The sequence below is a fragment of the Dietzia lutea genome (genome assembly GCF_003096075.1).
GTDB lineage: Bacteria > Actinomycetota > Actinomycetes > Mycobacteriales > Mycobacteriaceae > Dietzia > Dietzia lutea.
The window spans coordinates 2,250,340-2,262,766 of the sequence record NZ_CP015449.1 but is presented as its reverse complement, the minus strand read 5'-3'; the positions used below and the strand labels follow the sequence as shown (position 1 = coordinate 2,262,766).

At 70.9% G+C, this 12,427-nt stretch carries 11 protein-coding genes; 6 read left to right on the top strand and 5 right to left on the bottom strand.

The annotated features are described in order from the left end of the window. The first annotated feature begins 2 nt into the window (after positions 1 to 2). Both A6035_RS10310 and A6035_RS10305 read left to right on the top strand, forming a co-directional pair. The gene (locus A6035_RS10310; RefSeq protein WP_108847710.1) at positions 3 to 1,631 is read left to right on the top strand and encodes a glycosyltransferase family 39 protein; all 1,629 of its coding nucleotides are present in this window, start codon (positions 3 to 5) and stop codon (positions 1,629 to 1,631) included. A 78-nt stretch (positions 1,632 to 1,709) separates the two neighbouring features. Beyond that, positions 1,710 to 2,732: a glycoside hydrolase family 5 protein gene (locus A6035_RS10305; RefSeq protein ID WP_482764224.1), complete on the top strand. Its 1,023-nt coding sequence runs from the start codon at positions 1,710 to 1,712 to the stop codon at positions 2,730 to 2,732. Between the two features lie 46 nt (positions 2,733 to 2,778). Here A6035_RS10305 and A6035_RS10300 read toward each other — a convergent pair whose 3' ends face one another. Both A6035_RS10300 and A6035_RS10295 read right to left on the bottom strand, forming a co-directional pair. Further along, the gene (locus tag A6035_RS10300) at positions 2,779 to 3,489 is read right to left on the bottom strand and encodes a CE1759 family FMN reductase (protein ID WP_108847708.1); all 711 of its coding nucleotides are present in this window, start codon (positions 3,487 to 3,489) and stop codon (positions 2,779 to 2,781) included. Beyond that, positions 3,486 to 4,736: an LLM class flavin-dependent oxidoreductase gene (locus tag A6035_RS10295; protein ID WP_108847707.1), complete on the bottom strand. Its 1,251-nt coding sequence runs from the start codon at positions 4,734 to 4,736 to the stop codon at positions 3,486 to 3,488. Before A6035_RS10295 ends, A6035_RS10300 begins: the two co-directional genes overlap by 4 nt. Before the next feature lie 693 nt (positions 4,737 to 5,429). On the opposite strand from A6035_RS10295, the gene A6035_RS10290 reads away from it, so the two are divergent. Genes A6035_RS10290 through A6035_RS10280 form a run of 3 tightly spaced genes read left to right on the top strand, consistent with a single transcriptional unit; the run spans position 5,430 to position 8,061 of the window. Further along, positions 5,430 to 6,503, top strand: a complete 1,074-nt coding sequence (locus A6035_RS10290; protein ID WP_108847706.1) for a 3-deoxy-7-phosphoheptulonate synthase — start codon at positions 5,430 to 5,432, stop codon at positions 6,501 to 6,503. 59 nt (positions 6,504 to 6,562) lie between these two features. Further along, positions 6,563 to 7,327 (top strand): isoprenyl transferase, encoded by a 765-nt coding sequence (locus tag A6035_RS10285; RefSeq protein WP_235026762.1) that lies wholly within the window; start codon positions 6,563 to 6,565, stop codon positions 7,325 to 7,327. Further along, positions 7,324 to 8,061, top strand: a complete 738-nt coding sequence (locus tag A6035_RS10280) for an MOSC domain-containing protein (protein ID WP_235026763.1) — start codon at positions 7,324 to 7,326, stop codon at positions 8,059 to 8,061. Before A6035_RS10285 ends, A6035_RS10280 begins: the two co-directional genes overlap by 4 nt. A 26-nt stretch (positions 8,062 to 8,087) precedes the next feature. Here the strand turns inward: A6035_RS10280 and A6035_RS10275 are convergent, their stop codons facing one another. Then, the gene (locus A6035_RS10275) at positions 8,088 to 9,620 is read right to left on the bottom strand and encodes a PH domain-containing protein (RefSeq protein WP_108847704.1); all 1,533 of its coding nucleotides are present in this window, start codon (positions 9,618 to 9,620) and stop codon (positions 8,088 to 8,090) included. After that, entirely contained in the window at positions 9,617 to 10,105 is a 489-nt protein-coding gene (locus A6035_RS10270; RefSeq protein ID WP_108847703.1) for a PH domain-containing protein, read from the bottom strand. Before A6035_RS10270 ends, A6035_RS10275 begins: the two co-directional genes overlap by 4 nt. A gap of 56 nt (positions 10,106 to 10,161) precedes the next feature. On the opposite strand from A6035_RS10270, the gene A6035_RS10265 reads away from it, so the two are divergent. Beyond that, positions 10,162 to 11,295 (top strand): tocopherol cyclase family protein, encoded by a 1,134-nt coding sequence (locus A6035_RS10265; protein ID WP_108847702.1) that lies wholly within the window; start codon positions 10,162 to 10,164, stop codon positions 11,293 to 11,295. A 69-nt stretch (positions 11,296 to 11,364) separates the two neighbouring features. Here A6035_RS10265 and coaA read toward each other — a convergent pair whose 3' ends face one another. Beyond that, positions 11,365 to 12,297 carry a type I pantothenate kinase gene (gene coaA, locus A6035_RS10260; protein ID WP_108847701.1) on the bottom strand — a complete coding sequence of 311 codons (933 nt, stop codon included), beginning with the start codon at positions 12,295 to 12,297 and terminating at the stop codon, positions 11,365 to 11,367. Between the last annotated feature and the right edge of the window lie 130 nt (positions 12,298 to 12,427).

The following is a 12,427-nucleotide window of genomic DNA, read 5'->3' as shown; positions in this document are numbered from 1 at the left end:
TCATGAGAACCCGTCCCGCGATCGTCTTCCTGTCCTTCACCGCGCTGTATATCGCGGCCGGACTATACCTTGCGCTCGGTCCCGGCTACCTGCAGGGAGACTCGCTGAGCCGGGTGGCCGACACGAGGGCGGCTCTGCTGTCTCGCGACCCGCACCTGGCGGCCATCGGTTTCATCTTCACCCCTCTCACCGCGCTCGCGCAGTTCCCGCTCGTGGCCCTGTCAGACTGGTTCCCGGCGTTGACCCGGTGGGGCCTGACCGCGGTGGCCGTGAGTGCCCTGGCGATGGCTGGCGCGGTCGTCCAGATCCATTCGATCGCCCGGGAGCGCGCGTGCCCTGCGTGGTTCACCTGGGGGGTCACACTCGTCTTCGGCTTGCACCCGATGATCGTCTACTACGGGGCCAACGGCATGAGCGAGGCGCTGTTCGTCTTCTTAGTGGTGTGGTCCGTCCGTCGCCTCGCCAGGTGGATGAGTACTGACGACGTCCACGATCTGATGGTCGCCGGGTTCGCGCTGGGGCTAGCGTATCTGGCGCGCTACGACGCACTGGCGGCCTCGGGCACCGCAACCCTTCTCGTCGCCGCGGTGTCCTACAGGCGCACCCGCAAGACGGAGACAGCCATCCTCGACGGCGTGGTCGTGGCCGCGCCGACCGCACTCGCCTTCCTCGCCTGGTCGGCGACGAGTTGGCTGGTGACCGGCAGCGCTCTGGCCCAGTTCTCCTCCCGCTACGGCAACGCGGCGATCCTCGAACAGTCCGGAGGGGGGTCGACCGGGGGGCTTTCCGCAATTGCGTTCTCCCTCGCGGAGATCGTGGTGCTCGCTCCGGCGCTCGGCGTGGTCCTGGTGTGGTGCGCGGTGCTGTCCGTGCGTCGACGGGACCCCGAACCGCTGGCGGTGCTGGCCCTCGCCGCCGTCCTGGTCTTCGCCGTCCTGGCCTATCTCCGGGGCATGACCTTCCCGTTTCTGCGGTTTTACATCAGCGCCGTCCCCCTGGTCGCGGTCTTGGCCGTCTTCTGCGTACCGCGCGGCGGCTGGATGACCACCCGCAGACCCGGACCCCACGCCGTGTCGAGGCCGCAGGACGTACTCGGACGCTCGCGGGCGCTCACGGGGACCGCACTGCTCCTGGTCGTGGCCGGGGTTCCGGTCAGCGGCGTGGCGATGTCCTCGCCGACGTTGTCCCGGGAGCAGCACTCACTCCACGCGGTGGTGCTCCCCGAGGTCGGCGACAGGTCTCCAGAGCTGCGGCTGCGACAGGAGGCGATAGTCGCCTCGTTCGACACCGAGCGCCGGATCGCCGACTACCTCGACTCGCTGGGTCTGCCCGAGGGAGCGGTCATCATGGACACTGTCCATGGATTCCCGATCATCGCCTCCACCGCCCGGCCGGAGCAGTTCGTCATCCCCTCGGACCGCGACTTCGTCGAAGTCCTCAACGACCCGGCCGCGCACGGGGTGCAGTTCCTGCTGACCGTGCCCGCCGAGGGGCGCGGGGTTTCGGACGCGCTCAATCTCCGCTATCCGACCGTGCACGAGAACGGCGCCGAACTCGGCGCCCTGGAGTTCGAGGTGATCAACTCAGGTGACGACCGCCCGACCTGGAGGCTGTGGCGGGTGTTCTCGTAGCGGACGAAGTTCAGTGGTGGCCGTCGATCCGTCGACTATTGTTAGCTCGTGAAATCCCCTCAAATAGTTGCACTACTGGTGCTGGCGCTAACCCTCTCATGCGCTGCGCCACCAGACTCACGCTCACAGGAACCGGTCTCGCGGGCCACTGTCGCCGCCGGCGAACTCCAACTCGACGGCCAACCCTGGTGGCCGACCGGCCTCAACGCCTACCAGCTCGCCACCGACTGGGGCGTCAACGCCGGGTGCGGAGCGATGGTGGACCTCGACTCGTACTTCGGCTCTCTCCCCGATGGGGCCGTGACGAGGTTCAACGCCTTCCAGCAGCTCGCCGTGAACAAGTTCTCCGGGCAACTCGACTTCGCGCCCATCGACGCCGTTTTCGCCGCGGCGGAGCGGCACGACCAGGTGGTGATCCCTGTGCTCGTGGGGCAGGACGGGGCATGCGAGGACGAGCGGTACAAGGATCGTGAGTGGTACCTGCGCGGTTGGGAGGAGCCCACCGCGATGCCGCTGAGTTACCGGGATTGGGTCACCACCGCGGTCGAGCGCTGGTCCGGCTCACCGGCCGTCGCGGCGTGGGAACCCATCGGTGAGCCTGAGACGGCGGTCTGCGGAACCGACGATTGCCATTGGCAATTCCGCACCTGTCCGGCCGACTCTGCAGAGGTGCTACGGGAGTGGACCGACGAGGTCGGTCAGCTGATTCGGCAGCGGGATCCCGGGCGGCTCATCACCGCCGGCCTACTCGGCGGCCCCCAGTGCGGTCTCGTGGGCGACGGGTACAAGCTCATCGCGGACTCGCCGTACGTGGACGTGCTGCAGTACCACGACTACGACGACGCCGGTTTCCTGCCGCTGCGCCTCGCTCAAACCGACAAGCCACTAGTGGTAACGGAGTTGGGGATCGCGGCGGGCTCCTGCCTGCCCCTCGAGGAGCGCGCGACGCGTATCGGCGACCGCATCGAGGCGTACCGCGCCATGGGAGCGGCCGGGGCGATGCTATGGGCCTTCGTCCCCGATCCGAGGCCGTACGAGTGTACGTACGACATCGGACCGGAGGACCCCGTCCGCGAAATCCCTCAGCTGGCACGCGAGTAGCGCCAGCCCGGGCCGCGCCGGCCGGCTGCCCGACGCCGGCTCCGGTTCAGCGTCCCAGGAGATCGCTCATCGGGACGAAATCGCTGAACTCGTCGTCGTCGCCCCGTCGTCCCCGCTTGTCATCCGCGCGCGTCGGCTCGACCGCGCCGGCGGTGACCCCCGCGAACCGCAGCATGTAGTCGCCCAGTTCGGTCCCCACCCGGATGGCGCGCGTCCGTAGCGAGTTCTCGTCGCCGGCCGTGGACACCGCGCCGAAGTCCTCGGCGGCCGCGAACACGGTGGTGGGTACGACGTCGGCCTTGAGGTAGGCGAACATCGGCCGCAGTGCGTAATCGACCGCCAGCGAGTGCCGCGCCGTCCCGCCCGTCGCTCCGAGTGCCACCGGGACGCCGGCGAGGGTGCCCGGCTCGATCACGTCGAACAGCGACTTGAACAGCCCCGAGAACGACTGGTTGTAGATCGGCGTCACCGCGATCAGTCCGTCCGCGCGGCCGATCGCGTCGATCGCCGCGGCCAGCTTCTCGCCGGGGAAGCGGGTGAACGTCGCGTCGACGACCTCGTGGGCCAGCTCGCGCGCCTCGAGGACCGTCACCTCGACGCGCTGCCCTTGGCGGGCGAGGGCCTCGCGGGTGGCGGAGGTGAGTTGGTCGGCGAGCATCCGCGTGCTGGAGGGCACGGAGGTGCCGGCGGCGACGACGACGAGGTTGAGCGGCCGCTCGCCGGGGGTGGTGTGCTCGGTCAGGTGCTCGGAGGTCACTTGGACTCCTTTCCGGCCGGCGCCTCGGCGAGGCGGGCCTGGGTGCGGCGGTTGCGGGCCAGCGACTCCTGCTGTGCCCGCTGCCCGCCCTCTGCGGTGAGGCCCGTCCAGTTGTCGCCGGTGCCGAAGCGGTAGGCGTCGGAGTAGGCGGGCTCGCCGGCGGCTGCCAGCTCGGCGTCGCGGGCGGCGACCAGCGCGGCGTGCGTGGGGCCGTCCGGCACGTGGGCCGGGCGCAGGGCGTCGAGCTCGCGCCGCAGGACGGGGACGATCTCGGTGCCCAGGATCTCGATCTGCTCGAGCACCGTCTTGCGCGGCAGGCCGGCGTGGTCGACGAGGAACAGCTGGCGCTGGTAGTCGCCCACGTGCTCGCGCATCGTCATGTAGCGGTCGATGACCTGCTGCGGCGAGCCCACCGTGAGCGGGGTCTGCGCGGTGAAGTCCTCGAGCGACGGGCCGTGACCATAGACGGGGGCGTTGTCGAAGTAGGGGCGGAACTCGTTGACCGCCTCCTGACTGTTCTTGCGTGCGAAGAACTGGCCGCCGAGGCCGACGATCGCCTGGTCCGCCGAGCCGTGGCCGTAGTGCTCGTAGCGGCGGCGGTACAGCTCCACCATCTGCTTGGTGTGGTGGATGGGCCAGAAGATGTTGTTGTGGAAGAAGCCGTCACCGTAGAAGGCGGCCTGCTCGGCGATCTGCGGCGATCGGATCGAGCCGTGCCACACGAACGGGGCGACGCCGTCCAGCGGGCGGGGCGTCGAGGTGAACTGCTGGAGCGGCGTGCGGAACTTGCCCTCCCAGTCCACCACGTCCTCGTGCCACAGGCGGTGCAGGAGCTCGTAGTTCTCGATGGCCAGCGGCAGGCCCTGCCGGATGTCCTGCCCGAACCACGGGTACACCGGGCCGGTGTTGCCGCGGCCCATCGTCAGGTCGACGCGCCCGCCGGACAGATGCTGCAGCATGGCGTAATCCTCGGCGATCTTCACCGGGTCGTTGGTCGTGATGAGCGTCGTGGCCGTCGACAGGATGATCTCGCTCGTGCGGCCCGCGACGTAACCCAACGTGGTGGTGGGGGAGGACGTGACGAACGGCGGGTTGTGGTGCTCACCCAGCGCGAACACGTCCAGGCCCACCTGCTCGGCCAGCGTGGCGTACTCGACTACCGCCTCGAGTCGCTCGTGCTCGGTGGGTATGCGCCCGGTGGTGGGGTCCGGGGTGATGTCGGCGATGCTGAAGATTCCGAACTGCATGGTGGGGGTCCCTCTCGTCTTGTTGATGCGCCCAGCGTACGTTGCTGACATGTCAAACAAAAGGGGGCCCGGTCGTATTCCCCCTCATCCGGCGGTGCCGTGGCGCCCCGCGCGCTGCGTCCGCCTACGCGCCGAGCGTCCGCACCGCGACTCGCAGCCGCTCTTGCCCCCTGGCGTCTCGCGCGTGGGGATGTTCGCCGGCCTGGCAGCCGCCCCTGCCCCTGGCGTCTCGCTCCCGTGGATGCTCCCGAAAATCACAGCCGCCCCTCGGCATGGCGTCTCGCACCCGCCTCGGTGCGCGCAAGACGCCATGGTGAGGGGCGGCTGTGCACGGGGCCGCAGTTGGCCGCAGGAGGGTCGGGCCGGAAGGGTCAGGCGTGCGAGCAGGAGTTCATCCGCGCGAGCGCACGCCGGACTGGGACGGCGGATTCCGGGGGCGATACGGTCTTTGCTATGGTCTCTGTCATGTCGATCGCTCGCGCATATTGGCGCTTTATGTGGGCTCCGGGTGGAGCCCGCGCCGCGAGCGCACGCGTCCGCTAGACGGATCGTCGACACCCGGAGCCCAGAGGCGGTGACCACCATGGTCGCCGCCTTCCGCCTTTCAACAGCGGCGGATCCGGGTGCGACATGGGCACCGAAGAGGATCACGGCACCCGGCCCGCCACTACCGATTCACCAGGAGCGACCGCCGTGACCATCACCGCCGAGAACCCCACCCAGACCGCGGACAGGCGCGTTCTGTCGTACTCCCCGCTGCCGACCCCGACCGAGGTCCTCGGCGAGCTCCCGCTGGGAGAGGCCCGCGAGGCACTGGTCGAGCGGAGCCGGTCCGAGATCGCCGACGTGCTGGCCGACCGCGACGACCGCCTGCTCGTCGTGGTGGGCCCCTGCTCGGTCCACGACACCGACGCCGCACTCGACTACGCCGGTCGGCTGGCCCGGCTCGCCGAGGAGACGGCCGAGGACCTTCTCATCGTCATGCGCGTGTACTTCGAGAAGCCGCGCACGACCGTCGGGTGGAAGGGTCTCATCAACGACCCCGCGCTCGACGGCAGCTACGACATCCCGCGCGGCCTGCGCACCGCCCGCAAGCTACTGCTGGACGTGCTCGACCTGGGGCTCCCCGTGGGGACCGAGTTCCTCGAGCCGACCAGCCCGCAGTACATCGCCGACGCCGTCTCCTGGGGCGCGATCGGCGCCCGCACCACGGAGAGCCAGGTGCACCGCCAGCTCGTGTCGGGCCTGTCCATGCCGGTCGGCTTCAAGAACGGCACCGACGGCGAGGTGCAGGTCGCCGTGGACGGGTGCCGATCCTCGGCGGCGGGACACGTGTTCTTCGGCACCGACGCCGACGGGCGTGCGGCGGTCGTGGAGACGGCGGGCAACACGGACTGTCACGTGATCCTGCGCGGAGGTACCCGCGGGCCGAATTACGACGCGGAGTCCGTCGCGGCGGCGGTCGCGTCCGTGGGAAAGGTCGGGCTGCCGGGCCTCGTGATGGTCGACGCCAGCCACGCCAACTCGGGCAAGTCGCACGAGCGCCAGGCCGAGGTCGTGGCCGAGCTGGCCGAGCGCATCGGCGGGGGCGAGCAGGGCATCTCCGGGCTGATGATCGAGAGCTTCATCGAGCCCGGCGCCCAGTCGGTCGAGGCCGAGGAGCTCGTCTACGGCCAGTCCGTCACCGACGCCTGCATGGGATGGGACACCACCGCCGACGGGCTGCGCGCCCTCGGCGCGGCGGTGCGCGCCGGCCGACGGAGCTGAGCGCGGAACGGGTCAGGGGCGCCACAGAGGAGGCGGTGCCGCGCGGTACTCTTTCCCGCGTGGCCACCTCCCCCCTGTACAAGTTCTACGAGTCCCGACTGCGGTCGTCGCTCGAGGGCAAGAGGCTGCCGCGGCACGTCGCCGTGATGTGCGACGGCAACCGCCGTTGGGCCAAGGAGGCCGGGTTCACCGACGTCGCGCACGGTCACCGGGCCGGCGCGGTGAAGATCGCCGAGATGCTGGGCTGGTGTGACGAGCTCGGCATCGACGTCGCCACCATCTATCTCCTGTCCACCGAGAACCTCGGCCGCGACGCCGACGAGCTCGGCGAACTGCTGCAGATCATCGCCGACGTCGTGGACGAGATCACCAGGCCGGAGCGCAACTGGGAGGTCCGTATCGTCGGGCGGCTGGAGTTCCTGCCCGAGTGGCTGGCCGACCGTCTGCGCCACGCGGCGCAGGTGAGCACCGGGCGGCCGGGCGTCAAGGTCAACGTGGCGGTGGGCTACGGCGGGCGGCAGGAGATCGCCGACGCGGCCCGTGAGCTGGTCGAGCAGCTGATCGACGAGGGCCGGACGGGTGCGGACCTCGTCGACGGGATCACCGTCGAGGGCATAGGGGAGCACCTGTACACGTCCGGGCAGCCCGACCCCGACCTCGTGATCCGCACCTCCGGCGAGCAGCGACTCTCGGGCTTCCTCCTGTGGCAGAGCGCGTACTCGGAGATCTGGTTCACCGAGGCCTACTGGCCGGCGTTCCGCCGCGTGGACTTCCTGCGCGCCCTCCGCGAGTACAGCGCCCGCAACCGCCGGTTCGGGCAGTGACGGCTGCGGCGGGGTCCTCCGTGCCCGCGTCGTTCACTGTCCGGGCCGTCTGCGTGGTCGATCAGCTGCTCAGCGTGCCCGGCCGGGTCGGCGTGACGGCGATCGACAAGCGTCCCGTCGAGGGCCCGGTCCAGGCTCGCGAGTACGGCCTCCACGGTGACGTGCAGGCCGACCGGAAGCACCACGGCGGGGTGTGGAAGGCCGTCTACCTGCTCTCCGACTCCGACGTCGAGCAGTGGCAATCCGAGTTCGGCGGCCCCATCCCGCCCGGCTTCTTCGGCGAGAACCTCCGCGTGACGGGCGTCGACACCTCGCAGCTGCAGATCGGCAGCGTGCTGGAGGTAGGTGCCACCGGTGCCGCCGGCGGTTCCGGCGGTGGTGCCGGCCGTGGCGCCGACGCGTCCGGCTTGCGCTTGGAGGTCACCACCCCGCGCATCCCGTGTCAGACCTTCGCCCACCGCGTCGGGAAGCCGCGGTGGGTGCGTCGCTTCACCGAGGGCGGGCGGCCGGGCGCGTACGCGCGGGTCCTCGCCCCGGGTCCGGTCGGGGCGGGCGACGAGATCCGGGTGGTCAACGTGCCCACGCACGGTGTCACCATCGGGAGGGTGCTGTCCGGGGTCGACGACGACGAGGTCAGCCGCCTCCTCGCCGAGTACGACCTCTCGGAGCTCGCACCGAGCCTCGTCCGGAAGCTGGAGCCGGCCACGGACGACCGCCCGGTCGACGCGGACTGAGACCACTCGGCGACCGGGGCGGGCGATCAGCCGCGGGGCGTGGCCAGGTGGTCCCACACGTCGCCAGCGGTCGACCACACCTCGTGCGCCTCGGACTCGTCGACATCGGGAAGGCGGAACGCGCTGCTACCCCCGGCCGATGTCGCGAAGAGCGTCACGAGTCCGGCGCGACGCTGGAACGGGGTACGCCGCACGTTCCAGCCGAGGATCCCGTCGCGGATCAACACGTCGGTGCGCCGCAGGACCGACCCCTTGCGGAGAACCACGAGCGTCGGTCCCACGGCGTGGCCGAGTCCGCGGTAGTTGTCGACGGTGGCCCACGCGGCGACCGCCCCACTGATCGCGGTCACCGCGACGGGAATCCACCACAGCCACGGCCACACGAGGACGGGTGTCGCCGCGATCGCGGTGAGTGCGGCGGTGGCGAGGAGGGCGCGGACGGCTCGTCGTCGTCGGGCCACCGGGGGGTGGGTTCGTAGCGCGGTGTCACCGGGTACCGACGTCCCGGCGGGCGCCGCGTGGACGGGACCCGACACGGCCGGTACCACCTCGCCGAGCACCGCCTCCGCGACCCTCACGGGAACCTCGCGCGGCGAGGCCGGGACGAGGGCCGGGCTCTGCTTGGTCTGGCCGTCCTCGTCCTTGCCGATGCCCACGCCGACTGCGACCACATCGAGGCGCGCCGCGCCGACCGCGCGCAGGCCCGGCGGCTCGTACAGCGTCACCCCGCGCACCCGGCGGCCGTCGAACGACGTGTGCCGCCCCACCATCAACCCGCGTCGCAACTCCAACGACCCGTCGCGGTGACGTTCCAGGCGCATGCCCCACCAGGTCTCGACGAAGATCGCGACGGCCGCCACGGTGCCGATGACCAGCGCGATCACCACCAACCCGACGGCGATGACCGGAACCGGCAGCGAGTCGATCCGGTCCCAGACCCACTCGAGCATCGCGGGCACCGCGTTGAACCAGTCCGCCACCTGGAGCACCAGCCCGAACGCGATGAGCCCTGACAACGGCGTGACGAACCCGACCGGCGCATAGCGCAGCCACCGCGGGTCGAGCCGCGCGATCTCATCGGTGTCCGCGGACGCGCGGTCGGCCAGCAGGTCGCGGCGGAGCTGCTCGGCAACCTGCCGGGCCAGTGCGGCGAGCGTCAGGCGCGAGCCGTCCGTCTCACCGCTGGCGAGCTTGAGCGTCGCGATGCCGAGCCGACGCTGGACGAGGTCGGCCGACAGTTCGACGTTGCGCACGCGGTGGATGGACAGGCTCGTGGTGGTGCTGGACAGGAAGCGCACGCGCTTCTCGATGCGCTGGGCGTCGACGCGGTAGTCGGTGACGGCGAGGCGGATCACCTCCGAGATCGCGATGGCCGCGGCGCCGAGGGCAGTGCCGCCGACCGTCCAGAGCAGCACCCAGCCCATCGCGAGGCCGCCGAGCAGCATGCCGATCGCCACCGGCACCGCCGCCGCGGCCAACGCCCCGGTCGCCACGGCGGTCGACGCAGGGATCGTGCGGCGGTCGAGGCGGCGCCATGCCGGCTGCTCTGGCGTGGTCATGTCGCGTCCCGCTGGTCGTCCTCGGCGAGGAGGGTGAGGCGGTCGACCATCTCCTCCGCCCGCGCGGCGTCGAGCGCGCTGATGCGCACCGCGCCCTTCGACGAGGCCGTCGTCACCACGACGGTGGCCAGCCCGAACTGTCGCTGCAGCGGGCCGCGGGTCTTGTCGACGGTCTGGACGCGCGACAGGGGAGCGGCGCGCCACTCCTCCCAGAACAACCCACTACGACTGTAGATCGCGACGTCGGTGGCCTCCCATCGGTGGATCGCCCACCGCACCCGCGGCACCACGACGAGCGCGACCGCCGTCAGCACCGCCCACACCAGCGCCGCGATGATCATCCACGGCCCCAGGAACAACGCCGCGAAGGCCACTGCGATCAGCGGCGCGACCATCCACAGGGCGACCTGCGCCGCCCACCACCGGCGACACCGCGGATCGACGTACTCACGGGGCGGCCGTAGGCCGAGGTTCGTCTCGTTCACGGCTCCACCCTAGATTCGCGGGTTCACACCGGCCCCGATATGGGACGCTGAACGACATGGGACTCCTCCGGCGATACCGGGCGACCGGCGCAGACCTGCCCTTCGGCGATCCGCTCCGCGGGCACGGCGTGGCCATGGAGGGGTACTTCCTCCGGATCACCGACCGCGAACGCGGCCGCGTGGCCATCGCGCTCATCGGGATCAACCGCGGACCCGACGGGCACTGGGCGACGCTCGGCCTGGCCTCCGACGAGGTGACGATCCCGCTCGAGGCCGGTGGCGCCCGCCGGCCCGGTGACGGGGACCCTTCGTCGTCGTCACCCTCCGCCCCGACGTCCGCACCGTCATCGCCCTCCGCGGCGGTCTCCACGCTCCGCCTCGCCGCCGCGCCGCACGGGTGGGCCGACCCGGCGCGCATCGGCGCCCGGTCCGGCGGGCAGTTCGAGTACCGCCGCGACGGCATCCACGTGGACATGGGGGAGGGCGCGCGGCTCCACGTGGACATCACCGACCCCGTGGAGTGGCCGCATCGCGCCGTCGGCGGGTCGAGCATCTTCCAGTCCGTTCCCGCGCTGAACCAGTACTGGCACCCGTGGTTGCTCGGCGGGCGCGCCAGCGGGTGGGCCGAGCTCGACGGCCGGCGCTGGGACTTCGACGACGCCGAGGTGTACGGCGAGAAGAACTGGGGCGCGGAGGGCTTCCCCGACTCGTGGTGGTGGGGCCAGGCGCAGGCGTTCTCCGAGCCCCACACCTGCGTGGCGTTCGCCGGCGGCCAGATCCACTCCGGCCCGCTGCGCACCGAGGTCACCGCGCTCGTCGTGCGGCTCCCCGGCGGGCGCGTCGTGCGGCTCGGCAACCCCGTGGTCTCGCCCGTGCGCGCCGACGTCACCGACGAGCGGTGGGAGCTCGAGGGGCGCGGCTACGGCTGGGAGATCCGCGTCAGCGGCCGCTCGCCGCTCGACCGCGCGCACGTCCTGCCCGTGCCGCTGCCGTCGGAGAACCGCAACTCCGCCGGGTCGATCGAGCACCTCTCCGGAGAGCTGGAGGTGGAGGTACGACGGCGAGGGCGGCTCGTGTGGTCGGACCGCAGCTGGCTGGCCGCGCTCGAACACGGAGGTCTCGACCGGGCCGAGGCCGAGCTGCGGCGACGGGGCGTTCCGGAGGGGGAGACGGGCGCGCCGCCGGTGTAGGCGGGGTGCGGGGAGTGCACGCCGGGGTGCTGGGCTTGCGCGAGGCGCGTGCTTGTGCGGGGCGCGGGTTCAGATCTTGCGCAGGCGCAGCCGCTGGATGGAGTGATCCGAGTTCTTGCGCAGCACCAGCGTGGCGCGCGGCCGGGTGGGCAGGATGTTCTCCACGAGGTTCGGCCGGTTGATCGAGTTCCAGATCTCGCGCGCGGCCAGGCGCGCCGCGTTGTCAGACAGGTCGGCGTAGTGCGCGAAGTGCGAGCCCGGGTTGGAGAACGACGTGCTGCGCAGTTCGAGGAAGCGCTCGATGTACCACTGCTCGATGTCCTCGATCCGCGCGTCCACGTAGAGCGAGAAGTCGAACAGGTCCGAGACCATGAGCCGCGGGCCGGTCTGCAGGACGTTGAGGCCTTCGACGATGAGGATGTCCGGACGCTGCACTTCGATGTGCTCACCCGGCACGATGTCGTACTTGGTGTGTGAGTAGACCGGCGCGCGGACCACAGGCGCGCCGGACTTGACCTCGGTGACGAAGCGCAGCAGCGCCCGACGGTCGTACGACTCCGGGTACCCCTTGCGGTGCATGAGCCCGCGGCGCTGCAGCTCCCGGTTGGGGTGGAGGAAACCGTCGGTGGTGACGAGGTCGACCCGCGGGTGGGAGTCCCAGCGGGTGAGCAGCGCGCGCAGCACACGGGCGGAGGTGGACTTGCCCACCGCCACCGACCCGGCGACACCGATCACGAACGGCATCGGCGCGTCGACGGTCTCGCCGAGGAACAGGTTGGTGGACTGGAACAGCCGCTGACGTGCGGAGACCTGCAGGTGGATGAGGCGGCTGAGCGGGAGGTAGATCTCCGCGATCTCGTCCAGGTCGAGGTGCTCACCCAGGCCGCGGAGCCCTTCGAGATCCTGCTCGGTGAGGACCATGGGCATCGCACGCCGCAGCCGCCGCCAGCTGCGGCGGTCGAACTCCACGTACGGCGTGTAGTCGCCGGCATGTCTGCTCACGGGTTCCGATTGTGGCAGGTGACCACGGGGGAGAGGGTGTCAGGGTGGCGTGGCACTAGACTGACGCCGACGACGAGACGAGCCGTGGCCCACACGATTCGTTCGATGAGTAGAGCCCACGTGCGAGGAG

What these genes read in the sequence shown, in the direction of transcription:
- A6035_RS10310 (WP_108847710.1), top strand. Translation starts at nt 3, where the DNA reads ATGAGAACCCGTCCCGCGATCGTCTTCCTGTCCTTCACCGCGCTGTAT.
- A6035_RS10295 (WP_108847707.1), bottom strand. Translation starts at nt 4,736, where the DNA reads ATGCAGTTCGGAATCTTCAGCATCGCCGACATCACCCCGGACCCCACC.
- A6035_RS10275 (WP_108847704.1), bottom strand. Translation starts at nt 9,620, where the DNA reads ATGACCACGCCAGAGCAGCCGGCATGGCGCCGCCTCGACCGCCGCACG.
- A6035_RS10265 (WP_108847702.1), top strand. Translation starts at nt 10,162, where the DNA reads ATGGGACTCCTCCGGCGATACCGGGCGACCGGCGCAGACCTGCCCTTC.